Below are 23,479 nucleotides of genomic sequence, written 5' to 3'. Positions count from 1 at the left end.
CACGCCTTGATTGCATCCCTGCATGTTTGCATGACTGCAAGTTTTGCTACGGTCGGAGCATGGCAGCCCTTGCTTCCGCACCCGCAGCACCCGCAGCACCCGCACCCGCGCGCGTCCGCACCCTCGCCGAGGCGCTCTGGCTGCCGGCGCTCTTCCTCGCCGGCTTCGTCTTCTCCTACCTGGTGGCGTTCCACCACCCCGTGCCGCACCACGTCCGGGTCGCGGTCGCCGCCCCCGCGGCCGCCGCGGGCCGGATGCAGCACGGCCTGGACGCGGCGCTGCCCGGCGGCTTCGACCTGCGCCCCGCCGCCGGTCCGGCCGCCGCCCGGCACGCCGTCCTCGACCACGAGGTGCCCGCCGCCGTCGCCGTGCACGGCCGCGACCTGGTGCTCTACGGCGCCAAGGCGGACGGCGCCGCCCTGGAGACCGTGCTGCAGCAGGCCTTCACCGGCGTCGCCCGGCACGGCGGCGGGCAGCTGCGGTTCACCGAGCTGGTGCCGACCGCGCCCGGCGACGGCATCGGCAACGCCGCCTTCTACCTCGTCCTCGCCTGCACCCTGCCCTGCTACTTCGCCGTCGTCGGCCTGCAGCGCGCCGTCGGCTTCGGGCTCGGCCGGCGCCTCGCCGCCTACGCCGGGGTCGCCGCGGTCACCGCCGCGATCTGCTGGTTCTTCCCCGTCTACGGCCTGGACGCGCTGCCGCGCCAACCCCTCGCGCTGGTCTGCCTCTTCCTGCTCTGCATGGCCGTGTCGCTCACCTCGCAGGCGCTGGTGCCCTTCCTGGGACGGTTCTTCCCCGGCGCCGCCGTGCTGGTCTTCATGATCCTGGGGATGCCGGCCAGCGGCGGCGTCGTCCCGGTCCCGCTGGTGCCCGGCCTCTTCCGGGCGCTGCACCCGGTGCTGCCGCAGGGCAACGCGGTGGACGCGCTGCGCTCCGTCGACTACTTCGACCGCACCGGGCTGCTCCGCCCCGTGCTGGTGCTGCTCGCCTGGATCGCCGCGGCGCTGCTGCTGCTCCCGGTCGGCGCCGCGCTGCAGCGCCGCCGGCTGGCCCGCTCGGTCGCCGCCGCGGACGGCGTCCCGGTGCCCGAACCGCCCGTCGAGGACCCGGACATCGAGCTGCCCCGCCCCACCGCGCTGCCCACCGGGCGGCGCCCGCCCGTCGCCCACCACCACCCTTCCAAGGAAGCGCTGCGCGCCTTCTTCAGTGATTTCGGCGCCCCCGAGCCCGAGCTGGGCGGGGTGGTGACGGACGGCCGCGGGCACCCGCTGCCCGACACGGTGATCACCGTGACCTCGGCGCAGGGCCGCGCGCTGGTGCGCACCCGCACCGCGGCCGACGGCCGCTACGCGGTGGCGGGGCTGCCGGACGGGCCGCTGCTGGTGCTCGCCCGCGCCGAGGGCCGGCATCCGGTGGTGCACCGCGCGTCGCTGCGCGCGGCGGCCGGACCGCTCCGGCAGGACTTCGCGCTGGACGCCGAGCTGGTGGGCGCGGCGGGCGCGCCGGACGGGGCGGGCACGGCGACGGCGCCCGCTTCCCGAGGAGTCTGAGGGTGGGTCGCGGGCGCCGCGGGCCGGTCGGTTCGGTGGGCTACTGCAGCCTCCGCGCTGCGCGGCGCATCTCGTGTTCGTGGACGAGGGCCTTGGCGTAACCGTGCGGGAGGTTGTGGGCCTCCTTCAGGTACGTGACCTTTTCTTCGATGCGGAGCAGTGCTGGACCGTCATCCACCGCCTTCATCCAGTCGCAGATCTCCCGCCCGGTGACTGAGGGGATCCGGGCGAGCATGCTCTCGTGGACCTCGGCGGAGTGGAGATGGGACATGGGCGCCTCCGGTAGAGCGTTCCGTGACCTGACTGTGCCTGAGCGGCTACCTGTTGGCAATCCCCCCCGTCGCCTCCGCGGGCGCCAAGTGGCGCGGACCCGGCGCGCGGGGCGACGCATGCGTCGGGTGGGGGTTTGGGGACGCCTTAGCCTTGCCGACATGGGCAATCAGGAGGAGCTGGCGTCGCTCTCGGCGGCGGTCGACCGGCTGGCGGACCGCTACCGCACGATGCCGGAGAGCAGGCTGCGGCGTTTCGCGGGGGACGGGCTCGCCGTCGCCCGCGCGCTGGCCGCCGCCGCGGCCGGGCTGGAGGGCGTGGAGGCGGGGGCGGAGGTTCCCGACGAGGGCGGGTTCGTGATCGGCGATCAGATCGCGGTGACCGGACACGACCTGGTCGAGGCGGCCCGGGGCCGCGACGACGCGGGCGGGGTCGTGGCGGCGGAACTGGGGCGCGTGACGGAGCTGTTGGGGCGCGCGTAGCCGCCGCGCCCCTGACGGGGCGCGGTCCGCCTACTGGGCGGAGGCGACGACGCGGTCCGCCAGGAGGTAGACGGCGGGGGCGTCGGGGGTGTCGGGGGCGGCGATCTCGAAGGTGAGGGCGAAGGACCCCGCGATCGTGGAGCCGCCGAGCATCCGCACCGCGTGGCCCGCGCGCAGCGCGTCGACGAGGCGCTCGGTGACCTCGCGGTCGCCGGGGATCACGCAGAGCGTGGTCTCGTCCTCGAAGACGTAGAGGTCGAGCGTGCCCAGCGGGCCCGGGCGGACGTCGGCCAGCGGGGTGCCCTGCGCGCACAGCTCGGTGAGGCGCCGCTCGGTCCACGCCTGGTCGGGCGTGTTCGGCACCCAGGCCGGGTTGGAGGGGTGCCGCATGGGGTCGGGGACGCCCGGGCCGGCGGGGCCGGCGTCGGGGCCGGTGCCCGCGGCCGCCGGGGGGACGGCCGGGCCGGCGAGGTCGGAGTCGGCGATGTCCTCCAGCGCGTGGCGCAGCGCCGCGGCGAACTCCGGGTCCATGTCGGCGTCGAGGGGCAGCAGGTCGTCGACCGCTATCCGCTGCTCGGGCATGCCCGCCTCGTCCTCCAGCTCGCGCCGCCGCTGCTCGTTCCAGTAGGCGCGGGCCTCGGCGGACTCGCGGTCCCGCTCGGCGGCGAATTCCGCCGCGACGGCGGACCGGACGGTGTGGCGGAGACCCCGCGCGGCCGCGGCGATACCGGCGGCGACGACGGGCACGGCGATGAGCAGGCGAGCGAGCTTCACGGCGGTTCTCCTCGTAAGGCGGGGCCCGGGCGGAACGGACATATTGGTCTACTCCACAGTGCGACGGTTGAAGTCGTCGCACCAGGGGTAAAGGGTCCTTTTTGTCCTAAATCACACCGCGGTGCGCCCTTCGCGGTGGCGTGGTGTTCCCCACGCCACCAACGACCCCGCCGTCCTGCGGGTTCCCCGCCGCCCCGCCGCCCGCCCGGCTGCCGCCCGGCGCGTCAACTCATCCGCTCCAGAACCATGGCCATGCCCTGGCCGCCGCCCACGCACATGGTCTCCAGCCCGAACTGCTTGTCGTGCCACTGCAAGGAGTTGATCAGCGTGGTGGTGATCCGGGCGCCGGTCATCCCGAAGGGGTGGCCCACCGCGATCGCCCCGCCGTTGACGTTCAGCCGGTCCAGGTCGATGCCCAGCTCCCGGTAGGAGGGGATGACCTGGGCGGCGAAGGCTTCGTTGATCTCCACCAGGTCGATGTCGGAGACGCTCAGCCCGGCCCGGGAGAGCGCCTGGCGGGAGGCCTCCACCGGCCCGAGGCCCATGATCTCGGGGGAGAGCGCGGAGACCCCGGTGGCCACGATCCGGGCCAGCGGCGTCAGCCCCAGCTCGCGGGCCCTGGTGTCGGACATGACCACCACGGCCGCGGCGCCGTCGTTGAGCGGGCAGCAGTTGCCGGCGGTGACGGTGCCGTCCGGGCGGAAGACCGGCTTCAGCCCGGCGACGCCCTCGGCGGTGACGCCCGCCCGCGGGCCGTCGTCCTTGGCGACGACGGTGCCGTCCGGCAGCGTCACCGGCGTGATCTCGCGGGCCCAGAAGCCGTCCGCTATGGCCTTCTCGGCGAGGTTCTGGGAGCGCACCCCGAAGGCGTCCTGCTCCTCGCGGGTGACGCCCTTGGCCTGCGCCAGGTTCTCCGCGGTCTGGCCCATCGCCAGGTAGACGTCCGGCAGCAGGCCGTCCCGGCGCGGGTCGTGCCAGGTCTCCGCGCCCGCCTCGGCGCGGGCCAGGCTGCGCGCCTCGGCCTCGGCGAAGCGCGGGTTGCGGGTGTCCGGGAGGGTGTCGGACGTCCCCTTCACGGCGCGCGAGACGCACTCCACGCCCGCCGAGACGAAGACGTCGCCCTCGCCGGCCCGGATCGCGTGCAGCGCCATCCGCGTGGTCTGCAGCGAGGAGGCGCAGTACCGGGTGACGGTGCAGCCGGGCAGGTCGTCCAGGCCGAGCAGGGTGGAGACCACCCGGCCCATGTTGAAGCCCTGCTCGCCGCCGGGCAGGCCGCAGCCGAGCATCAGGTCGTCGATGTCGTGCGGGTCGAGCTCCGGGACCTCGTCCAGGGCGGCGCGGACGACGGTCGCGGCCAGGTCGTCCGGGCGCAGCTCCTTCAGCGACCCCTTGAAGGCCCGGCCGATCGGCGAGCGGGCGGTGGCGACGATGACGGCCTCGGGCATGGCTTCCCCTTCGATCCCTCGACTGGCGCGGAGGCGGATCCGCGGCGGTGCGGCCGCCGCGGACTCTTCCGGGACGGAATGTTACCCGTGGGTAGTCATTCCGCCTCGGCGAGACTAGCCGGGGCCCCGCGCGCCGTAAAGAGCTGCCGCAGCCGACGCCGCTTGAGCTGCGCCCAATGCGAGCGCGGCGTGCCGGCCACCTCGGTGCCGGCCGTCTCCACGGCCTCGGCGGCCGCCTCCGCGACCGGCAGCAGCGCCTCGCCGCGGGCCGGCTCCAGCACCTCGACCGCGGCCTCCTCCTCCGGCCACAGGCTCAAGCAAGCGCCCAGCGTGGGCAGCACCGCCATGGCCGCCGTCAGATAGCCCTCCGCGGAAGGGTGGAAGCGGTCCGGGCCGAACATCTCCGACGGCCGGGCCGCGAACTCCGGGCCCAGCAGGTCGCCCAGCGACACCGTCCGCCCGCCGTTCTCCACCACCGCGATGGTCTGCGCCGCCGCCAGCTGGCGGGAGGCCCGCCGCGCCAGGTAGCGCAGCGGCTGCTTCACCGGGCGGACCGTGCCCAGGTCCGGGCAGGTGCAGACGACCACCTCGGCGCCCGCCTCGCGCAGCGCCCGCACCGCGTCCGTCAGCAGCCGCACCGACTCGGCCGGCTTCACCCGGTGGGTGATGTCGTTGGCCCCGATGATGACGACGGCCGCGTCCGGGCGCTCCGCCAGCGCCAGCGGCGTCTGCCGCGGCAGGTCCGTCGAACGCGCCCCCGACAGGGCCACATTGACCAGCCGGACGGGACGCTCCGCGAGCGCCGCCAGCCCGCCGGCGAGCAGCGCCCCCGGCGTCCGGCCGGGCTCGGCGACGCCCAGGCCGGCCGCCGTCGAGTCGCCCAGCACCGCCAGGGTCAGCGTCCCGGCCGCCCCCGGCGGCACCGCCTCCAGCGCCGCCGAGCGCTCCCGCTCGGCGAACCCGGCCCCGTAGAGGCCGTCCGCGTTCGGCGCCCGGCCCTCGGTGATCCCGATCGCCCTCATGGCCAGCCGCGCCTCCGCGAGCAGCAGACCGATGGCGGCACCGCCCAGGACGCCGATCCCGCCCCCGCCGACGGCGGCCGCCGCGGCGATGCGGCGCGCAACACGAGCCCGCGACATCTGCCCCTCCTCTCGCCCGTTCATCACATTCCGGCACGTGTGCGAATCATGTCGTGCCGTGGGTGATTTCCCCGGAGACGCCCCCGCCGAACCGTCCGCACCCCGACGACCAGTCAGAAGCGGCACAGGTTTCGCCCGATGGGACGCCGCGCGTCATAGGGTGTTCGCGTGCGCTACCACGACTCGATCATCGACCTCGTCGGCAACACCCCGCTGGTGCGGTTGAACACCCTCCCCGCAGCGGGATCCGCACCTCTGCTGGCGAAGGTCGAATACTTCAATCCCGGCGGCTCGGTGAAGGACCGCATCGCGGTCCGCATGATCGAGGCCGCGGAGAAGTCCGGGCAGTTGGCCCCGGGCGGCACCATCGTCGAGCCGACCTCCGGCAACACCGGGGTGGGCCTGGCGATCGTGGCCCAGCAGAAGGGCTACCGCTGCGTCTTCGTCTGCCCCGACAAGGTCTCCACCGACAAGATCAATGTGCTGCGGGCCTACGGGGCCGAGGTGGTGGTCTGCCCGACCGCCGTCGCCCCCGAGCACCCCGACTCCTACTACAACGTCTCCGACCGGCTGATGCGGGAGATCCCCGGCGCCTGGAAGCCGGACCAGTACTCCAACCCCAACAACCCGCGCTCCCATTACGAGTCCACCGGGCCGGAGCTGTGGGAGCAGACCGAGGGCCGGATCACCCACTTCGTCGCCGGCATCGGCACCGGCGGCACCATCTCCGGCACCGGGCGCTACCTCAAGGAGGTCTCCGGCGGCAGCGTCCAGATCATCGGCGCGGACCCGGAGGGCTCGGTCTACTCCGGCGGGTCGGGCCGGCCGTACCTGGTCGAGGGCGTCGGCGAGGACTTCTGGCCGGAGGCCTACGACCGCGACATCTGCGACCGGGTCATCGGCGTCTCCGACAAGGACTCCTTCCAGATGACGCGGCGCCTCGCCCGCGAGGAGGGCCTGCTGGTCGGCGGCTCCTGCGGGATGGCGGTCGTCGCCGCGCTCCAGGTCGCCAAGGAGGCCGGGCCGGAGGCCGTGGTGGTGGTGCTGCTGCCGGACGGCGGCCGCGGCTACCTCTCCAAGATCTTCAACGACGAGTGGATGGCCGACTACGGCTTCCTCGGCGGCAACGAGGGCAGCGGCCCGCTGGTCAAGGACGTGCTGGACCGCAAGGTCGCCATAGAGCAGGCCGGCATCCCCGAGTTCGTCCACGTCCACCCGACCGAGACGGTCGGCGAGGCCATCGAGGTGCTGCGGGAGTTCCACGTCTCGCAGATGCCGGTCGTCTCGCCCGGCGCCGGGCACCCGGACGTGATGGCCGGCGAGGTCGTCGGCGCGATCGCGGAGCGCGAACTGCTCGCCGCGCTCTTCGCCAAGCAGGCCGAGTCCGGCGACCCCCTGGAGCGCCACATGTCCCCGCCGCTGCCGGTGGTGGGCAGCGGGGAGCCGGCCACCGCGCTGATGAGCGCGCTGGAGAAGGCGGACGCGGCGGTGGTGCTGGTCGACGGCAAGCCGGCCGGCATCGTCACCCGCTCCGACCTGCTCGCCTACCTCGCGGCCGAGAAGGGCTGAGAAGTGGCCGTCCGGCGGCCTAAGCTGACGCATCGGCAACAGGAAGCACAGGGGGAGTGACGGACGATGCCCACCAGGCCACCGCTCACCGCGACGGCGCTCGGCGTCGCGCTGCTGCTCGCCCTGGCCTGCGGGGCCGGTGCGACCGGCCTCGCGGCCTACGCGACCGACGTCCCCGTGCTCGCCGAGACCGGCTTCGACCGCAGGCCGTACGTGATCGGCGGGGCGGTCTTCCTCGTGGTCGGCGCCGCCGCCCTCGGCCTCGCCCTCTGGGCCCACCACCGCGCCGCCCTCCAGGCCGAGGGCGCCGAGGACTGGCCGGACGACGGCGACGACGCCCCGCAGGGGCGCGGGGAACTGCACGAGTGACCGGACACGGCCGCGACCCGCACACCGGATCGCGGCCGTCACGGCGCCGCCGCCGCAAAAAAGCTAGGCGCGGGAACCGCCGCACTCCTGCCGAGGCAGGAGCGGGACGACGGCGGTTCCCGCGGCAGGCCGCCGGGCCGGATGTCAGAGACCGGACCCGGGCGACCGTGAGACCGGCGGCGCGCACGGGAGCCGCTCCGTGTGCTCGCGCCGCCACCCCTGCTCCGGGGGGCTCACGGGAACCACTCTGCCCGCCGCGTGTTACGCCGGTGCTGCCGCTCGGTGACGCCCGGGTTCATTCTTCCGGCAGCTGCGCCTCGATCGCCGCGACCAGCTCCGGCGCCTCCGGCTCGGTCCGCGGGCGGAACCGGCCCACCACCTCGCCCGCCGGCGAGACCAGGAACTTCTCGAAGTTCCACTGGATGTCGCCGGCCGCGCCCTCCGCGTCCGCCGCCTTGGTCAGCTCGACGTAGACCGGCTGCCGCTCCGCACCGTTGACGTCCGCCTTCTCGTACATCGGGAAGGAGACGCCGTACGTCGCCGAGCAGAACGTCGCGATCTCCTCCGCGGTGCCCGGCTCCTGGCCGCCGAACTGGTTGCAGGGGAAGCCGACGACGCTGAACCCGCGGTCGGCGTACCGCTGCTGCAGCCGCTCCAGCCCCTCGTACTGCGGCGTCAGCCCGCACTTGGAGGCGACGTTCACCACCAGCAGCGCCTTCCCGGCGTGGTCGCCGAGCGAGCCGGCCCCGCCGTCCAGGGTGCGCAGCGGGATCTCGTGGAGTGTGCTCATCGAGGTCAACCCCTCACTGTGGACATGTCCTTGCCCGCCATCCTCACACGCGGCGCCTGCTGTAGAGCACGGCCCGGTACGGGCCGTCGTCGAACTCGCCCTCCCTGCGCATGCCGAGGCGCTCCATCACCGCCGTCGAGCGGGTGTTGGCGACGTCGGTGAAGGCCACCACCTCCTGCGCGCCGAGGTCGCGGAAGGCGAAGTCGAGGCCGGCCGCGCCGATCTCGGTGGCCAGGCCCCGGCCCCACACCTCGGGGAGCAGCGCCCAGCCCAGCTCCAGGCGGCCGGGGACGCCCGCCACCTCGCGGACCGACAGGCCGCCGCGGCCGACCGGTCGCCCGGTCGCCCTGGAGTAGGCGATCCACTTGTGCACGCCGTCCGCGTCCCAGGCGTCGCCCCACGCCGCCGCGGTCCCGGCCGCGTGCGCGGGCGTCCACGGCTCCTCGCCGTAGGCCCGCGCCACCTCCGGGCGGGAGTGGATCCGCCACAGGTGCACCGCGCTCCGCGGGCCGGCGGGCTCCAGCCGCAGACGCTCCGTCAGCCGGGTGCGGGCGGCGCGCGCGATCAGCTCGGCGAGGCGGCGGTCGCCGTCCGTGCGGCCCTCCATCAGCCAGTCGAAGTCGGACGCGCGCAGCGCGCCCGGCCCGCCCGCCCAGCCGGAGGCGTCGTGCTTGCCCTCCTCCAGCCGGGGCGCCGCCAGGTCGCCGTCCACCTCGACCAGGTAGTCCAGCTCGCGGCGGTGCCGGCCGTCGTCGCCCGTCCACTCCCAGTCGGCGATCTGCGCCTCGACGCGGGACAGCCGCCAGCCGGTCTCCTCCTCGATCTCCCGGGCCAGCGCCTGCTCCGGCGACTCGCCGGCCTCCAGATGGCCGCCGACCACGTCCCAGGTGCCCGGCAGCAGCCGCCGCTCGGCGGTACGCCGGTGCACGTACACCCGGCCCGCCGGGTCCCTGATGAGCGCTCCCACACAGTCGATGTCCATCCCGGCAGCCTGGCACAGCCTCACCCGGTCGGACGCCAGGGGACGGTCCGGGGCGCCCTGGTGACGGAGGATCAGAGCGGAACCCGGAGGCGGAGGCGGAGGGGGCGGCGGATGCGAGGGCGGCGAGTGGCCGCGCGCTTGCGCAAGGTCGGGCGGCCGACGGGCGCGGATGTGGCGTCGGGCCTGGTCACCGGGTTGTTCTCGATCCCGGAGGGAATGGCGTACGCGGCCATCGGCGGCTTCAGCCCGATCGCCGGCCTCTACGCGGGGGTGGTGCCCGCGGTCGTCGGCTCGCTGCTGGCCCGCACCGTGCTGATGGTCACCACCCTCACCAGCGCCATCGCGCTGACCTCGCAGAGCGTCCTGGCCGACGCCCACCTCGACCCGCACGCCGCGGGGAACATCGCGCTGCTGGCGGTGCTCGCCGGCGTGGTGATGCTGCTGATGGGCGTGCTGCGGCTGGGCGCGGTGATGAGCTTCGTCTCCAACGCGGTGATGACCGGGTTCTCCACTGGCATCGCGCTGCAGATCATCACCGGGGTGCTCAAGGACGCCACCGGCTACGCCCCGCACGGCCACAACCGCCTCGTCCAGCTCGGCGACTGGCTCGTCCACCTGCCGCACTGGGACGGCACCGCGACGGCGCTCGCCGCCGGGACGGTGGCGGCCTGGGCCGCCGCGCACGCGGTGAAGGCGCTGCGGGCCACCGCGCTGCTGCTCGCCATGGTGGCCGCCTCGCTGGTCTCCGGGCTCGCCGGGCTGGACGTGGAGACGGTCCGCGACATCGCCCGCATCCCCGCGGCGCTGCCGCACTTCACCGCCCCCGACCTCGGCGCTACGCCGCACCTGATCGGCGGGGCCGTCTCGGTGGCGCTGGTGGCGCTCGCCCAGGCGGCCGGGATCGGGCCGACGGTGCCCAACCCGGACGGCTCGCGCTCCTCGGTGAACGGCGACTTCCTGGCGCAGGGCGCGGCGAACGCGGTCGGCGGCCTCTTCCAGGCGCTGCCGGTCGGCGGCTCGCTCTCCCGCACCGGGGTGGCGGTCGCGGCGGGCGCGCGCACCCGCTGGGCGGGGGTGTTCTCCGGGGTGTGGCTGGCGCTGATCGTGCTCGCCGTCGGGTCGCTGGCCGAGCGGATCCCGATGCCGGTGATCGGCGGGCTGATCCTGGTGGTCGGGGGCGAGCTGATCTGGGGCAAGCGCGCCGACATCGCGCTGGTGCTGCGCACCTCGCCGCTCTCCGCGGCGGCGATGGTGCTGACCTTCCTGGCCACCACCCAACTGCCGCTGCAGCGGGCGATCATCCTCGGCGCGGTGCTGTCGCTGCTGCTGTACTGCGCGCAGGCGGCGCGGCGCGCCCGGCTGGTGGCGCTGACCCCGCAGGACGGGCACTGGCGGGTGGCGGAGCCGCCCGCGGAGTTCCCGTCCGGGGCGGTGACGGTGCTCTACTACGACGGCGTCAGCCTCTTCGCGGAGGTGCCGCGGATCGACGCGGCGTGGCCGCGCACCGCGGCGGGCTCCCGCGCGGCGGTGGTGCTGGTGGTTCGGGGCATGCCGGACGTGCCGTCCTCGGCGGTGGTGAAGGTGCTGCGCCGCTACGCCCGCACGCTGCGCGACGGCGGCGGCCGCCTCACCCTCGCCGGCGTCGAGCCCCGCCTCGCCCGCATCCTCGCCGCCACCGGCGCCACGGCGGACGTCGCCCTCGTCCCTGCCGAACCGACGCTCTTCGCCCCGCTGGAGAAGGCGGTGGCCGACGCCGAGGCGTGGCTGGCGGAGCCGCCCGGGCGGTGACGCCGCCGACGGGGCGTCAGCCCGTCAGTGCGGTGATCGCGTCGCCGAGGTACTTGGCGCCGAGCACGGCGAGGACCGTGATCATGATGGCCGCGTTGTGCGCGCCCAGCCAGGACTTCCAGCCGTCGAGGACACGGGCCGCACGGCTGCCGCCGCACAGGTAGACGCCGAGCGGGAGCAGCGCGCAGAGCGAGCCGATGACGACCATGACCGCGGCGGCCACCGCCGTGCCGCCGCCGCTCGCGCCGCTGGAGGCGATCGCCAGCGCGCCGCCCACGGCGAGCACCAGGTTCTTGGGGTTGAGCGCGGCGAGCGCGGCGGCCAGCCCCGCCGACCGCACCGGGGTGAACCGGTCGATCGCCGCCATCCACCCCGGGGTGCTCGGCTGCTGCCCGTCGCGCGGCCTGCCCCGCCACTGCTGCGCGGCGAGCAGCAGGAAGACGAGGCCCAGCGCGAGCTTGAGCCAGGCCGCCCAGCCGCCGGTGCCGTGCGCGTGCCCGGCCGCGTCCGCCCCGCCGGCGGCCGCCGTCACCGCCCCGACGACCACCGCCAGCGCGACCACCCAACCGGCGGTGAAGGCCAGCCCGTTGGCGCGGCCGCGCGGCGTCGCCAGCATCAGGATGACGGCGATCAGCGGGAGCGGACTGATGGCGATGCCGACCGCGGAGGCCAGCATCTGCCCGATGGCGTCGCCCATGTCGGAGGCATCCTTGCGGCGTCGGTTCCCCCAACCTCAGCCGCACCCGCCGCCGTGGCGACCCCGATGACCCGATCGGGTCTCAGCCGTCCGTCCGCGCGATCCCGATCGGGCACGACGCGCCCTCGATGCCGCCGAGGCCGCAGTAGCCGTTGGGGTTCTTGGTCTCCGCGAGGTACTGCTGGTGGTACGGCTCGGCGGGCCAGAAGGTGCGGGCCGGGGTGATCTCGGTGGTGATGGCGGGCTTGCCGAGGCCGTCGAGGACCTTCTGGAAGGCCTCGCGGGAGGCCTTCGCCGCGGCCTCCTGGGCCGGGCCGTGGGTGAAGACGGCCGAGCGGTACTGGGTGCCGACGTCGTTGCCCTGGCGGTTGCCCTGGGTCGGGTCGTGCGACTCCCAGAAGACCTTCAGCAGCTGCTCGTAGGAGACCTTCGCCGGGTCGAAGACGACCCGCACCGCCTCGGCGTGGCCGGTGCGGCCCGAGCAGACCTCCTCGTAGGTCGGGTTCTCGGTGAGGCCGCCCTGGTAGCCGGCGAGCGTCGTCCGGACGCCGTCGGTCTGCCAGAAGCGCCGCTCGGCGCCCCAGAAGCAGCCCAGCGCGAAGTCGGCGGTCTCCAGGCCGTCCGGGTACGGCGCGGCGAGCGCGGTGCCGAGCACCTCGTGCCGCTCGGGGAGGGTGAAGGTCGGCTCGGGGCGGCCCGGGAGGGCCTCGTCGGGGGCCGGCAGGCGGTCCTTGAAGTTCTGGCGGTGCTGGAACATCCGTCCGGCTCCTTCGGGGTGGGGGGACTCCATCTCACCATGTCCAACACGCGAGGGACCGCCCGTTGTTTCCGGCCCGGCGGCCCGGTCCGCCGCTATACCCTCGGGCAGCATGAGCAACGACGACCAGCATCCGCACGGCTTCGAGACTGTCGCCATCCACGCAGGCCAGGAGCCGGACGCCCTGACCGGGGCGGTGGTCCCGCCGATCTACCAGGTGTCCACGTACAAGCAGGACGGCGTGGGCGGGCTGCGCGGCGGCTACGAGTACAGCCGCTCGGCCAATCCCACCCGCACCGCGCTGGAGGAGAACCTCGCCGCGCTGGAGCAGGGCCGCCGCGGGCTGGCCTTCGCCTCGGGGCTGGCGGCCGAGGACTGCCTGCTGCGAACGGTGTGCAAGCCCGGCGACCACGTGGTCATCCCCGGCGACGCCTACGGCGGCACCTTCCGGCTCTTCGCCAAGGTGCTGCAGCGCTGGGGAGTGGCCTGGACGGCCGCGGACATGACGTCCCCCGAGGCGGTGCGCGCCGCGCTCCGCCCGGAGACGGTGGCGGTCTGGGTGGAGACGCCCAGCAACCCGCTGCTCGGCATCGCCGACATCGCGGCGCTGGTGCAGGTGGCGCACGGCGCGGGCGCGCTGCTGGTGGTCGACAACACCTTCGCCAGCCCGTATCTGCAGCAGCCGCTGGTGCTCGGCGCGGACGTGGTCGTCCACTCCACCACCAAGTACATGGGCGGCCACTCGGACGTGGTCGGCGGCGCGCTGGTGGCGGCGGACGCCGAACTGGGCGAGCAGCTGGCGTTCCACCAGAACTCGATGGGCGGCGTCTCCGGCCCGTTCGACTCCTGGCTGGTGCTGCGCGGCATCAAGACGCTCGGGGTGCGGATGGACCGGCACTGCGCGAACGCCTCGAAGGTGGCCGAGTTCCTGGCCGGGCATGCGAAGGTCGCGCAGGTGCTCTATCCGGGGCTGCCGTCGCACCCCGGCCACGAGGTGGCGGCGAAGCAGATGCGCGGCTTCGGCGGGATGGTCTCCTTCCGGCACGCGGACGGGCCGGACGCGGCGGTCGCGATGTGCGACCGGACGCGGCTGTTCACCCTCGGCGAGTCACTCGGCGGGGTGGAGTCGCTGGTCGAGCACCCGGGCCGGATGACGCACGCCTCGGCGGAGGGCTCCCCGCTGGAGGTCCCCGCCGACCTGGTGCGCCTCTCGGTCGGCATCGAGTCCCTGGACGACCTGCTGGAGGACCTCGGGCAGGCCCTGGGCTGACCGGTCGGCCGCGCCGCGTTCAGAACGGCCGCATGCCCTCCAGCGGCAGCACCCCCGGCGGGCGGGTGAACCACCACGCCAGGAAGGCCGCCCCGGCGAACAGCGCCAACCACGCCACCAGCGCCGCCCAGCGGCGCCAGGCGCGGAGCCGCCGGGCCCGTCCGAAGACCTCGCGGGCGAGGCCCGCCGGCGGTGCCGGGTCGGGCGCGGCGAGGGCGCGCCGCGCGCCCTCCTCGCGGCGGTCGGGGAAGCGCGTCCAGTTCTCCCGGACGTCGCACCCCGGCATCCCGGTGAGCCCGCGCGCTCCCGGCTGCCCTGCCGTTCCCTGCATCCCTCCCACCGCCTCCCTCACCCCACCAGGCCGAGCCGCGGCCCCGCGGCGGGCGCTCGGTCGGGGAGCATCGCGCGGACCGCGCTCTCGGCGAGCCGCTCCACCTGTTCCGGCTGCATGCCCAGCGCCGCCGCGGTGGCCTGGACGTCGAGGTTCTCGAAGTAGCGCAGCACCGCGACGGTGCGCTCCCGGGCGCTGAGCCCGGCGAGCGCGGCCGATCCGGCGAGGCCGGTCGGCTCGCCGCGCGGACGGATCCGGCGCGGGGTGCGGGCGCGCAGCCACAGCCCGGGGACGCGCCGGGTGTACCCGCCGAGCAGCTGCTGGCGGGCGTGGGCGTAGGGGTCGCCGCCGCGCAGCGCGGGCCAGGAGAGCCAGGTGCGGGTGAGCGCGCCGCGCAGCACCGCGCGGGCCACCGCCCGGTCGCCGGTGAGGAGTTCGGCGACGTGCAGCAGCCGCGGGGCGGCGCCGGCGACGAAGGCGCGGAACTCCTCGGCGGGCTCGGCGGGTTCCGCCGGAAGGCCGGGGCGGCGCGGCGGAGAGCTCATCTCATCCGACCCTCCTCCCGGGTGTCAGCCGGCCGCGGCCGGCGCGGGACGTTCGTCGGACTCGTCCGACTCATCGGCGGCGGCGGGCTCGTGGGTCGCGGGCGGCGCGTCCTGCGGCGCGTCGCCCTGCGGATAGCCCAACTGGCGCTGCCTCAGCCGCAGATTGAGGCGGGTGAGCAGTTCGGCGAAGTGCTCCTGCTCGTCGCGCGTCCAGCCCTCGGTGAGCTCGGTGAGCAGCGCGCGCCGCGAGGTGCGGACCTCTTCGAGGCGGAGCCGCCCCGCCGGGGTGAGGGCGAGGACGACCGCGCGGCCGTCGTCCGGGTTGGGCACCCGGCGCACCAGGCCCTGGTCGACCAGCGGGGCGACCTGCCGGGTGACCGTCGAGGAGTCGATGCCCATCGCGGCGGCGAGCGCCTTGACGCCCAGCGGGCCTTCGCCGTCGAGCCGGTGGAGCAGCAGGAACGCGGCGCGGTCCATGACCCCGCGGCGCTGGTCGACTCCACCGATGCGGCTCTGCTCGGCACGGCGTGCGAACAGGGCGACCTGGTACTGCAGGTCCTCGAGGAGGGTGTCGTAGTCCGTCATGGGCTCGCGTTCCGTCTCGGCCGGATGGATGGGTACCACTGTGGCATCGCGCCGCGCCTTCCGGAAGCCGCTCGGGAAGGTCTCGGAAGGGTCTCGGAACGGGAGATGTCGGACCCCCCGGCTACCGTCGGAACCGGTGATGGGTCACCCGGTCGCGGCGCTCCGCTGGAGTGCCGCGACCGGTGCGGCGACCGTTGCACCACGTGGGCCGAACGGGTCCCGAAGCGGGTGTATGCCGCATGGACAGTTGACGCGATATATCGCGTCTTTCATACTCTCGACGCGACACATCTCGAAGAGCCGCACGCCACGAAACGAGGGAATCATGGAGGCTGCCATCCGAGCCGAGGGGCTGGTGAAGACCTTCGGCGACGTCCGTGCCCTGGACGGCGTCGATCTGGAGGTCCCGCCCGGCACCGTCCTCGGCCTGCTCGGCCCGAACGGCGCCGGAAAGACGACCACCGTCCGATGCCTCACCACGCTGCTGCGGCCCGACTCGGGCACCGCGCACGTGGCCGGCGAGGACGTGCTGCGCCACCCCGACCGGGTCCGCCGGCTGATGGGCCTCTCCGGCCAGTTCGCCGCCGTCGACGAGTACCTGACGGGCCGGGAGAACCTGGTGATGGTCGGCCGCCTCTACCAGATGCCGCGGCGCGCGGCCCGGGCCCGCGCGGACGAGCTGCTGGAATGGTTCAACCTCGCGGACGCCGGGGACCGCATCACCAAGAACTACTCCGGCGGCATGCGCCGCCGCCTCGACCTGGCCGCCGCGCTCGTCGTCCGCCCCCCGGTGATGTTCATGGACGAGCCCACCACCGGCCTCGACCCGCGCAACCGGCTCGCTCTCTGGGACGTCATCAAGAGCCTGGTGGAGGAGGGCACCACCCTCCTGCTCACCACCCAGTACCTGGAGGAGGCCGACCACCTCGCCGACGACATCGCCGTCGTCGACCACGGCCGGGTGATCGCCCGCGGCACCGCCGACAAGCTCAAGGCCCAGGTCGGCGGCGAGCGCGTGGAGGTCGTCGTCCGGGATCCCGCCCGGCTGGACGACGCGCGCGCCGCCCTCGTCCGGCACGCCCAGGGCGAGCCGGTCGTCAACGAGCGGATGCGCCGCATCACCGTCCCGGTCAGCGGCGGGGCCGGGCTGCTCGCCGAGGCCATCCGCGACCTCGACGCGATCGGCGCCGAGCTCGACGACATCGGGCTGCGCCGCCCCACCCTCGACGACGTCTTCCTCTCCCTCACCGGCCACGCCGCCGAGCAGGGCAACGGCGAGGGCGCCACCACCGAGGGCGGCGACGAGGATGCCGACGCCGCGAAGGACAAGAAGAAGGACCGGAAGGACCGGGTGAGCCAGCGATGACCGTCGTCCACCACGAGGCCTCCCCGGAGCTGCGGCTGGGCCGCCTCGGCGGGCTCTTCCACGACACCTGGGTGGTCGCCCTCCGCAACACCCGCCGGATGCTGCGCATCCCCGAGATCTTCATGTTCGGGCTGCTCCAGCCGATCATGTTCGTGGTGCTCTTCACGTACGTCTTCGGCGGCTCGATGAAGATCGGCAACACCACCGACCCCAACGTCTACAAGAACTTCCTGATGGCCGGGATCTTCGCGCAGACGGTGACGTTCGCCACCGCCGGCGCCGGCGCCGGCATCGCCGAGGACATGCACAAGGGCCTCGTCGACCGGTTCCGCTCGCTGCCGATGGCCCGCGGCGCGGTGCTCACCGGCCGCACCGTCGCCGACCTGGTGCAGACCGCCCTGACGCTGGTGGTGCTCGCCGGCGTCGCGCTCATCGTGGGCTGGCGACCCGGCTCGATGAACCCCACCGACATCGGCAGGATCCTCGGCGGCTTCGGCCTGCTGCTGCTCCTCGGCTACGCCTTCACCTGGATCGGCGCGCTCATCGGCCTCTCGGTGCGCACCCCCGAGGCGGCCACCTCCGGCGGCCTGATCTGGCTCTTCCCGGTGACGTTCATCTCCAACGCCTTTGTGGACTCCAGCCAGATGACGCCCTGGCTGCGGCACATCGCGGAGTGGAACCCCTTCAGCGCCACCGTCCAGGCGGCCCGCAAGCTCTTCGGCGACCCCGGCCTCTCGCAGTCCCACGCCTGGCCGATGCAGCACCCGGTGTGGGCCTCGCTGATCTACTCGGTGCTGATCATCGTCGTCTTCCGCACCTTCGCGGTGCGCAAGTACCGCAGCGCGGAGGGCTGAGCCGGCACCCCCGCCGGCGGGGGAACACCGACGCCCCGGCCCCGGACGCGAGTTGGGCGCGTCCAGGGGGCCGGGGCGTCGGCGGCGCCGGGTGACGGGGCGTCAGCCGGAGTACGGCTTCGCCTCCAGCACCTTCACGGCGGCCTTCTTGCCATTGGGCAGCTCGTACTCGGCCTCGTCGCCCACCTTCTTGCCGGTGATGGCGGAACCGAGCGGCGACTGCGGCGAGTAGACGTCGAGGTCGCCCTCGGCGTACTCGCGGGAGGCCAGCAGGAAGGACATGGTGTCGTCCGGGTCGCCGTCGAAGGCGATCGTCACGACCATGCCGGGGTTCACCACGCCCGTGTCGGCGGGCGCCTCGCCCACCTTCGCGTTCTGCAGCAGCTGCACCAGCTGGCGGATGCGCGCCTCCTGGTGGCCCTGCTCGTCCTTGGCCGCGTGGTAGCCGCCGTTCTCCTTGAGGTCGCCCTCCTCGCGGGCGGCCTCGATCTTCTTGGCGATCTCAACGCGGCCGGGTCCCTTCAGATACTCCAGCTCGGCCTTGAGCCGCTCGTACGCCTCCTGAGTGAGCCAGGTGACGCTGTCGCTGGTCTGAGTCACGGGTACTCCTCGTCGGTCGCTCGGCTGCCTTATAAATCAACGCCCCGGTCCGAAGAACGGGGCGAAACCATCAGCCTAACAATTCCTCCCTCGCGGCGAGCGGATGCAAACGCCGCGCCTGCGCCCCCGGACGCCCCCGCGCGCCCTCCGCACCGGCCCCCCGCCAGGGCCTCTTCAGGCCCTGGTCAGCCCCCTGCCGAGTGCCGGTTCAGCCCTTGGAGCAGCCGACCAGCTCGGCGTTGGTCGCCTTGGACGTCGTCCGCAGCGATACCCACTCTGTCACCGAATCACGGTCCTTGGCGATGGGCACGGTGCGACGTCCCACCTCGCTGCCGTCCCGGGCCCGGGAGCGCACCGTGCACGAGGCCGCCATCCCCTTGCTCTTGTTCACCTGCAGCAGCGCCCGCACCTGGTGCCCGTTCTGCACCTGGTAGGAGACCAACTGCCCGGAGACGTCGTCGCGCTGCAGGTAGGAGACACCCGACCAGCCGACGAAGGCGAGCAGCGCGGCGCCGAGCAGCGCGCCGAGGATCTTCAGCCCGCGGTTGGAGCCGGATCCGCCGCCGGAGCCCGGCCCGCGGCCCGCGCGGCCGTAGCGCGCGGGAATGTCGGTGGTCGCCATGCGTGTTCCGATCCGTGGACGGTGTGCGTCGGATGCGGTGCCCGGTGCACGGGGTCGTGCGGGGAATGTCGCACCCGTCCGTCACTATAGGAGGCGACCACCTACTGCCCGGAGGGACCCGGCCTTGACCGACCACCTGAGAATGATGGCCGTGCACGCGCACCCCGACGACGAGTCGTCCAAGGGCGCGGCCACCATGGCCAAGTACGTCGCCGAGGGCGCGGATGTGCTCGTGGCGACGTGCACCGGGGGCGAGCGCGGCTCGATCCTCAACCCCAAGCTCCAGGGCGACCCCTACATCGAGGAGCACATCCACGAGGTCCGGGCCCATGAGATGGACGAGGCCCGCCAGATTCTCGGCGTCAAGCAGTCGTGGCTGGGCTTCGTCGACTCCGGCCTCCCGGAGGGCGACCCGCTGCCGCCGCTGCCCGAGGGCTGCTTCGGGCTGCAGGAGGTGGACGTCGCGGCGGAGCGCCTGGTGAAGCTGATCCGCGAGTTCCGTCCGCACGTGATCACCACGTACGACGAGAACGGCGGCTACCCGCACCCCGACCACATCATGACGCACCGGATCACGATGGCGGCCTGGGAGATGGCCGGCGACCCGGAGGCGTGCCCCGACGCGGGCGCGCCGTGGACGCCGCTGAAGCTCTACTACAACCAGACGATGTCGCGGCAGCGCACCGTCGCCCTGCACGAGGCGCTCACCGCGCGCGGCCTGGAGTCGCCGTACGGGGAGTGGCTCAAGCGCTGGGAGGACCGCAAGCCGCGCGAGCTGACCACGCGGGTGCCCTGCGCGGACTACTTCGGGGTGCGCGACAAGGCGCTGCTGGCGCACGCCACGCAGATCGACCCGGACGGGCCGTGGTTCCGCGTCCCCATGGAGGTCCAGCAGGAGGTGTGGCCCACGGAGGACTTCGAACTGGTGAAGACGCGCGTCGACACGACCCTGCCGGAGGACGACCTGTTCGCTGGGGTCACACTGGAGGGGTGAACACCGCCATGCCAGTCGTGCAGCTCGCCCTCGACGCGAACAAGGTGACGCCGGGGATCCTCGGATTCGTGGTGTGCCTGGCCGTCGGCCTCGCGCTCTGGGGCCTGCTCAAGTCCATGAACAAGCAGATGCGGAAGATCGACTTCGACGAGGGCCCGGCGGACGAGGGCCCGCGCAAGCAGCCGCGCGGCCTGCGCGCGCACCGGATCGCGCAGCAGCAGGCGCAGCGCCAGGCGATGGGCGCGTCGGACCGGCCCGCGAAGTAGCGGGGCGCCCGCCTCGCGGGCCTATCCGTTGACGCGGGGCCGGTGCTCGTCGCGCCCAGCGGGCCGCCCGCTGTGCGGCGACGGTCTCCGGCCTGCCCCGCCGCGCCCGCCGTTCCCCCTCCGCCCGGCGAGTCGTCGGACGGGTCGGTGGGGGGTTCGATCTGATGGTGCATCAGGAGCGTGGTGCGCGGCCGCCGCCATTCGGGTGCGGGTCCCGTGTCGGGCCCGGGATGGCTTGTCATGGCACCGCTGAGAGCGATTTGATCGGAAACCGCCGGAACCGTCCCGGCGCCCGATGCGTTCTCCGGGTTCGGGCGGTCGTCCGAGCGCCCCGCCCGCCGAGTCAGGACGGAGCTGGTGCAGGTGACCCGAGCCGCTGTGCCGGCGACAACCCGTCCGGCGCTTCGCGCGCACGGCGCGAGCGCGATCGCGGTGAGCCGCGCCGACCTGCTTCGGCTGCGCGTTCCGCTGATCGCGACCGCCGCCGCCGTCCCGCTCTACGGGGTGTGGGCGGCGTTCCTCGCCACCGGCGGCGGTGATCTGGCGGCCCAGGACGTCTGGGCCTCCTTCGTCTCCCGGCACCCCGGCTCGCTCTACGACCTCGCCTGGTACGGGGGCAGCAATCTGGCCAACTACAGCCTGATGTCGCCGTATCTGATGGCGCTGTTCGGGGTGCGCCCGGTCGCGGTGCTCGCCGGGCTCGCCACCACCTGGGGGGCGGGCGCCGCGCTCGTCCGCACCGGAATGTCCCGCCCGCTGGGGCCGGCGCTGCTGGCCGCGTTCGCGGTCTGGTGCGATGTGGCGTCCGGGCGGACAACGTTCGCGCTGGGCGCCGCGTTCGGGATCGCCGCCTGCCTGGCGGCCGGCCGCACGCCGCGCCGGATCGCCGGGGCGGCGGCGCTCGCCGCGCTGGCGACGCTGGCCAGCCCCGTCGCCGGGGTGTTCCTGGTGGCGGTGGGGGCGGGCTGGTTCCTGGTGCGGGACCGCCGCCGGGGGGTGTCGGTGGCGGTCCCGCCGCTGGCGGTGATGGCGCTGGTGGAGGTGGTGCTCTTCCCCATCTCGGGGGAGCAGCCGATGGAGTTCGTCCGGCTGTGGCCGCCGCTGCTGCTGGCGCTGGTGGTGGCGGCGTGCGCGCCCCGGCGCCGGCGGGCGGTGCGGGCGATCGCGCTGGTGTACGCGCTCGGGGTGGTCCTGGCGTATGTCGCGGACTCGCCGCTGGGCACCAATGTGGAGCGGCTTGCCGAACTGGCCGCCCCCGCGCTGCTGCTGGCCTGCGCGCTGGAGCGGCCCGGGGGGCGGCCTGAGGGGCGGCAGGACGGGCGCCGGGACGAACGACGGGCGGGGCGGTTCGCGGGGCTTCGGCGGCTGCGGCTGCCGGTGCTGCTCACCGCGCTGGTGCTGTCGCTGGTCTGGGTCGGCGTCAAGACCGAGCAGGACCTGGTGGCCAACACGGCCGTCCCGGGGTGGGCGGCGCGCTCCGGCGGGGTGGTGGCGGAGCTGCGCCGGCTCGGCGCCTCGCGCTCGCGGGTGGAGGCGGTGCCCACCCATGCGCACCGGGAGTCGGCGCTGCTGGCGCCCTACGTGAACCTGGCGCGCGGCTGGAACCGGCAGCTGGACGTCGTCCGCGGCCGGCTCTTCTACGCCGACGGCCCGCTCTCGCCCACCGCGTACCGCCGTTGGCTGGACGGGCACGCGGTCGGCTATGTGGTGCTCCCCGCCGGCCAGCCGGACGACGCCGCGGTCGCCGAGGCCGCGCTGGTCGGCGGGGCGCACCGGCCCGGCTGGCTGCAGCCGGTGTGGCGGGATGCCGGCTGGCGCGTCTTCAGGGTGCGCGACGCCGCCCCGCTGGCGGTCGGGGCGGCGGTGGTGCGCTCGGACGAGGCCGGGCTGGTGCTGCGGTTCGCGCGGCGCGGCTCGGCGGTGGTCCGGATCGCCTACTCCCGCTGGATGCGGGTCGACGGCGGCGCCTGCCTGTCACGGGACGGCGACTGGACGCGGGTGACGGTGGCGCACGCCGGCACCTACCGGATCGGCTCCGGCTACCGGCTGCCGTGGGGGCGTGCCTGCTGAGGCGCCGTCACCACGCCCGACCGTCGCCGCCGGTGCCCGTGCCCGCGCCGGTGCCGCGCCGCCGGACGGCCCAGACACCCAGGCCGGCGCCCGCGGCGAACAGCGCGGTGTCGATCAGCAGCGCCAGCTCGGCGGGGGCGCCGGACTGCGCGGCCAGCGGCAGGCCGACGGCGAGCACCAGCGCGGCGAGCGGCAGCCAGCGCCGGGAGACCGCGAGCGCGAGCGGCATCGCGACGGCCGCGATGTCCATCGCGACCCGCACCACCGGCCCGAAGGCGGGCGTTTGATCCTGGTGGGTCATCAGGAAGAGCAGCACGGTCAGCGTGCCGCGGTCGGCGAGGAACGCGGCGGCCAGCAGCGCCAGAAGCGGCGGGACCCGGCGGGCCGCGGTCTTCGGCAGCAGGTCCGTCGGCGCGGCCAGCAGCCCGAGCAGCCCGAGCACGAACGGCAGCAGGGACGCGACCGCGAACAGCACGCCGGACGCCGAGGAGCCCGACCCGAGCATCCAGCCTGCCTTGCCCCAGCAGCCGACGAGCAGCAGCGGGACGGCGACCAGCCGCGCCGCCCCCCACCGTCCGGCGAGCAGCGTGACGAGCAGCGCCGCGCCGAGCACGAAGGTGGCGAGCTGGGCGCCGTAGGCGGCGTCGGTGTGCCAGCCGGGGTCGGAGAGCATGGTGACGCTGTAGAAGGTGCCGACCATCATCGGGACCACCGCGGCGGCGGCGAGCAGCGGCCCGAGCGCGGCGGCGAACCGTCCGCCGGGGTGACGGGAGGTCAGCCGCAGCCGGACGCGCAGCAGATGGCCGGCGACGTCCAGCGCCTCCCGCCACACCGACCAGGTGCCGGCGCCGTCCGCGGTGGCGGCGAAGACCCCGGCGATCTCGTCGCCGCGCTCCCGGCGGTAGGCGGCGGGGGTGAGCCGCAGCGCGGCGTTGACGGTGCTGTGCGCGAGGCTCATGCGAGCCCCCCGGCCTCGGCGCCGGCGCCCGCGCCGCCCCGCTTGAGCCGGCGCGCGGCCTCCGCGGCGACGGCCTGCAACCGGGCCGCCTCGGCGGCGAGCACCTCGCGGCCGGCGCCGGTGAGCGCGTAGCTGCGCCGCGCCCGCCCGTCGACGATCTCCTCCTTCTGCACGGCGATCAACCCCTGCTGCAGCAGCCGGTCGAGCGCCCCGTAGAGCGTCCCCGTCCGCATCGTCACCCGCCCGTCGGAGATGGCGGAGACCTCCTGGATGAGCGCATAGCCATGCCGGGGCGCATCGGCCAGCGCGGTGAGCAGCAGCAGGGTGGGTTCCTGCAGGGATCGATTGACCATGGCCCTGATATATATCGTCGAACGACATATGCCGTCAAGGAAGCAGTGGCGCG

26 protein-coding genes are annotated in these 23,479 nt (G+C 74.4%); 11 read left to right on the top strand and 15 right to left on the bottom strand.

Features of this window, described 5'->3' with window-relative positions:
* Positions 1-59: 59 nt before the first annotated feature.
* Entirely contained in the window at positions 60-1,550 is a 1,491-nt protein-coding gene (locus tag BIV57_RS03735) for a carboxypeptidase regulatory-like domain-containing protein (protein WP_071655173.1), read from the top strand.
* A 40-nt stretch (positions 1,551-1,590) separates the two neighbouring features.
* On the opposite strand, the gene BIV57_RS03730 is transcribed toward BIV57_RS03735, so the two are convergent.
* Positions 1,591-1,821: a DUF4287 domain-containing protein gene (locus BIV57_RS03730; RefSeq protein ID WP_071655172.1), complete on the bottom strand. Its 231-nt coding sequence runs from the start codon at positions 1,819-1,821 to the stop codon at positions 1,591-1,593.
* A gap of 160 nt (positions 1,822-1,981) precedes the next feature.
* Between BIV57_RS03730 and BIV57_RS03725 the strand changes: the two genes are divergently transcribed.
* On the top strand, positions 1,982-2,302 hold the full coding sequence (locus BIV57_RS03725; RefSeq protein ID WP_071655171.1) for a hypothetical protein: 321 nt from the start codon (positions 1,982-1,984) through the stop codon (positions 2,300-2,302).
* A 30-nt stretch (positions 2,303-2,332) separates the two neighbouring features.
* Here the strand turns inward: BIV57_RS03725 and BIV57_RS03720 are convergent, their stop codons facing one another.
* From BIV57_RS03720 to BIV57_RS03710, 3 genes are all read right to left on the bottom strand, one after another.
* Positions 2,333-3,076, bottom strand: coding sequence for a hypothetical protein (locus tag BIV57_RS03720; protein ID WP_071655170.1), 744 nt, complete (start codon positions 3,074-3,076; stop codon positions 2,333-2,335).
* A gap of 224 nt (positions 3,077-3,300) precedes the next feature.
* Entirely contained in the window at positions 3,301-4,521 is a 1,221-nt protein-coding gene (locus BIV57_RS03715) for an acetyl-CoA C-acetyltransferase (RefSeq protein ID WP_071655169.1), read from the bottom strand.
* 95 nt (positions 4,522-4,616) lie between these two features.
* Positions 4,617-5,660 carry an SGNH/GDSL hydrolase family protein gene (locus BIV57_RS03710; protein ID WP_079169977.1) on the bottom strand — a complete coding sequence of 348 codons (1,044 nt, stop codon included), beginning with the start codon at positions 5,658-5,660 and terminating at the stop codon, positions 4,617-4,619.
* 168 nt (positions 5,661-5,828) lie between these two features.
* On the opposite strand from BIV57_RS03710, the gene BIV57_RS03705 reads away from it, so the two are divergent.
* Positions 5,829-7,229, top strand: coding sequence for a cystathionine beta-synthase (locus BIV57_RS03705; protein WP_071655167.1), 1,401 nt, complete (start codon positions 5,829-5,831; stop codon positions 7,227-7,229).
* 66 nt (positions 7,230-7,295) lie between these two features.
* The gene (locus tag BIV57_RS03700; RefSeq protein ID WP_071655166.1) at positions 7,296-7,598 is read left to right on the top strand and encodes a hypothetical protein; all 303 of its coding nucleotides are present in this window, start codon (positions 7,296-7,298) and stop codon (positions 7,596-7,598) included.
* A 295-nt stretch (positions 7,599-7,893) separates the two neighbouring features.
* On the opposite strand, the gene BIV57_RS03695 is transcribed toward BIV57_RS03700, so the two are convergent.
* Positions 7,894-8,388, bottom strand: a complete 495-nt coding sequence (locus BIV57_RS03695) for a glutathione peroxidase (protein WP_071655225.1) — start codon at positions 8,386-8,388, stop codon at positions 7,894-7,896.
* Between the two features lie 43 nt (positions 8,389-8,431).
* Positions 8,432-9,370, bottom strand: coding sequence for a GNAT family N-acetyltransferase (locus tag BIV57_RS23345; RefSeq protein ID WP_079169976.1), 939 nt, complete (start codon positions 9,368-9,370; stop codon positions 8,432-8,434).
* 126 nt (positions 9,371-9,496) lie between these two features.
* Between BIV57_RS23345 and BIV57_RS03680 the strand changes: the two genes are divergently transcribed.
* Positions 9,497-11,158 carry a SulP family inorganic anion transporter gene (locus tag BIV57_RS03680; protein ID WP_245797409.1) on the top strand — a complete coding sequence of 554 codons (1,662 nt, stop codon included), beginning with the start codon at positions 9,497-9,499 and terminating at the stop codon, positions 11,156-11,158.
* Between the two features lie 16 nt (positions 11,159-11,174).
* Here BIV57_RS03680 and BIV57_RS03675 read toward each other — a convergent pair whose 3' ends face one another.
* Both BIV57_RS03675 and msrA read right to left on the bottom strand, forming a co-directional pair.
* Positions 11,175-11,855: a GAP family protein gene (locus tag BIV57_RS03675; RefSeq protein ID WP_071655164.1), complete on the bottom strand. Its 681-nt coding sequence runs from the start codon at positions 11,853-11,855 to the stop codon at positions 11,175-11,177.
* Between the two features lie 82 nt (positions 11,856-11,937).
* Positions 11,938-12,612 carry a peptide-methionine (S)-S-oxide reductase MsrA gene (gene msrA / locus BIV57_RS03670; RefSeq protein WP_071655163.1) on the bottom strand — a complete coding sequence of 225 codons (675 nt, stop codon included), beginning with the start codon at positions 12,610-12,612 and terminating at the stop codon, positions 11,938-11,940.
* A gap of 112 nt (positions 12,613-12,724) precedes the next feature.
* On the opposite strand from msrA, the gene BIV57_RS03665 reads away from it, so the two are divergent.
* Complete coding sequence (locus BIV57_RS03665) at positions 12,725-13,882, top strand: cystathionine gamma-synthase (protein WP_071655162.1); 1,158 nt, start codon at positions 12,725-12,727, stop codon at positions 13,880-13,882.
* A gap of 19 nt (positions 13,883-13,901) precedes the next feature.
* On the opposite strand, the gene BIV57_RS03660 is transcribed toward BIV57_RS03665, so the two are convergent.
* The 3 genes from BIV57_RS03660 to BIV57_RS03650 are packed head-to-tail and all read right to left on the bottom strand — an operon-like array spanning position 13,902 to position 15,343.
* Entirely contained in the window at positions 13,902-14,213 is a 312-nt protein-coding gene (locus BIV57_RS03660) for a hypothetical protein (RefSeq protein ID WP_139275420.1), read from the bottom strand.
* A gap of 17 nt (positions 14,214-14,230) precedes the next feature.
* Entirely contained in the window at positions 14,231-14,758 is a 528-nt protein-coding gene (locus tag BIV57_RS03655; RefSeq protein ID WP_071655160.1) for a sigma factor-like helix-turn-helix DNA-binding protein, read from the bottom strand.
* Positions 14,759-14,782: 24 nt separating this feature from the next.
* Complete coding sequence (locus BIV57_RS03650; protein WP_071655159.1) at positions 14,783-15,343, bottom strand: MarR family winged helix-turn-helix transcriptional regulator; 561 nt, start codon at positions 15,341-15,343, stop codon at positions 14,783-14,785.
* Positions 15,344-15,668: 325 nt separating this feature from the next.
* On the opposite strand from BIV57_RS03650, the gene BIV57_RS03645 reads away from it, so the two are divergent.
* Positions 15,669-16,709, top strand: coding sequence for an ATP-binding cassette domain-containing protein (locus BIV57_RS03645; RefSeq protein ID WP_071655158.1), 1,041 nt, complete (start codon positions 15,669-15,671; stop codon positions 16,707-16,709).
* A complete protein-coding gene (locus BIV57_RS03640) occupies positions 16,706-17,563 on the top strand; it encodes an ABC transporter permease (RefSeq protein WP_079169975.1) in 858 nt (285 codons plus the stop codon). Before BIV57_RS03645 ends, BIV57_RS03640 begins: the two co-directional genes overlap by 4 nt.
* Positions 17,564-17,665: 102 nt before the next feature.
* Here BIV57_RS03640 and greA read toward each other — a convergent pair whose 3' ends face one another.
* Together greA and BIV57_RS03630 are read right to left on the bottom strand one after the other, a co-directional pair.
* The gene (gene greA / locus BIV57_RS03635; protein WP_071655157.1) at positions 17,666-18,163 is read right to left on the bottom strand and encodes a transcription elongation factor GreA; all 498 of its coding nucleotides are present in this window, start codon (positions 18,161-18,163) and stop codon (positions 17,666-17,668) included.
* Between the two features lie 208 nt (positions 18,164-18,371).
* A complete protein-coding gene (locus tag BIV57_RS03630; RefSeq protein WP_071655156.1) occupies positions 18,372-18,785 on the bottom strand; it encodes a DUF4307 domain-containing protein in 414 nt (137 codons plus the stop codon).
* Positions 18,786-18,909: 124 nt separating this feature from the next.
* On the opposite strand from BIV57_RS03630, the gene mca reads away from it, so the two are divergent.
* The 3 genes from mca (at position 18,910) to BIV57_RS03615 (ending at position 22,115) form a co-directional block, all read left to right on the top strand.
* Positions 18,910-19,779 carry a mycothiol conjugate amidase Mca gene (gene mca, locus BIV57_RS03625; RefSeq protein ID WP_071655155.1) on the top strand — a complete coding sequence of 290 codons (870 nt, stop codon included), beginning with the start codon at positions 18,910-18,912 and terminating at the stop codon, positions 19,777-19,779.
* 8 nt (positions 19,780-19,787) lie between these two features.
* Positions 19,788-20,045 carry a hypothetical protein gene (locus BIV57_RS03620; RefSeq protein ID WP_079169985.1) on the top strand — a complete coding sequence of 86 codons (258 nt, stop codon included), beginning with the start codon at positions 19,788-19,790 and terminating at the stop codon, positions 20,043-20,045.
* Between the two features lie 363 nt (positions 20,046-20,408).
* Complete coding sequence (locus tag BIV57_RS03615; protein ID WP_175548649.1) at positions 20,409-22,115, top strand: hypothetical protein; 1,707 nt, start codon at positions 20,409-20,411, stop codon at positions 22,113-22,115.
* A 7-nt stretch (positions 22,116-22,122) separates the two neighbouring features.
* Here BIV57_RS03615 and BIV57_RS03610 read toward each other — a convergent pair whose 3' ends face one another.
* Both BIV57_RS03610 and BIV57_RS03605 read right to left on the bottom strand, forming a co-directional pair.
* Complete coding sequence (locus BIV57_RS03610; RefSeq protein WP_071655153.1) at positions 22,123-23,073, bottom strand: hypothetical protein; 951 nt, start codon at positions 23,071-23,073, stop codon at positions 22,123-22,125.
* Positions 23,070-23,426, bottom strand: a complete 357-nt coding sequence (locus BIV57_RS03605) for a PadR family transcriptional regulator (protein ID WP_071655152.1) — start codon at positions 23,424-23,426, stop codon at positions 23,070-23,072. Before BIV57_RS03605 ends, BIV57_RS03610 begins: the two co-directional genes overlap by 4 nt.
* Between the last annotated feature and the right edge of the window lie 53 nt (positions 23,427-23,479).

It is taken from the genome of Mangrovactinospora gilvigrisea, assembly GCF_001879105.1.
Lineage (GTDB): Bacteria > Actinomycetota > Actinomycetes > Streptomycetales > Streptomycetaceae > Mangrovactinospora > Mangrovactinospora gilvigrisea.
Note: the sequence above shows the minus strand (reverse complement) of the source record. Positions and strands in the feature narration are given on the sequence as shown.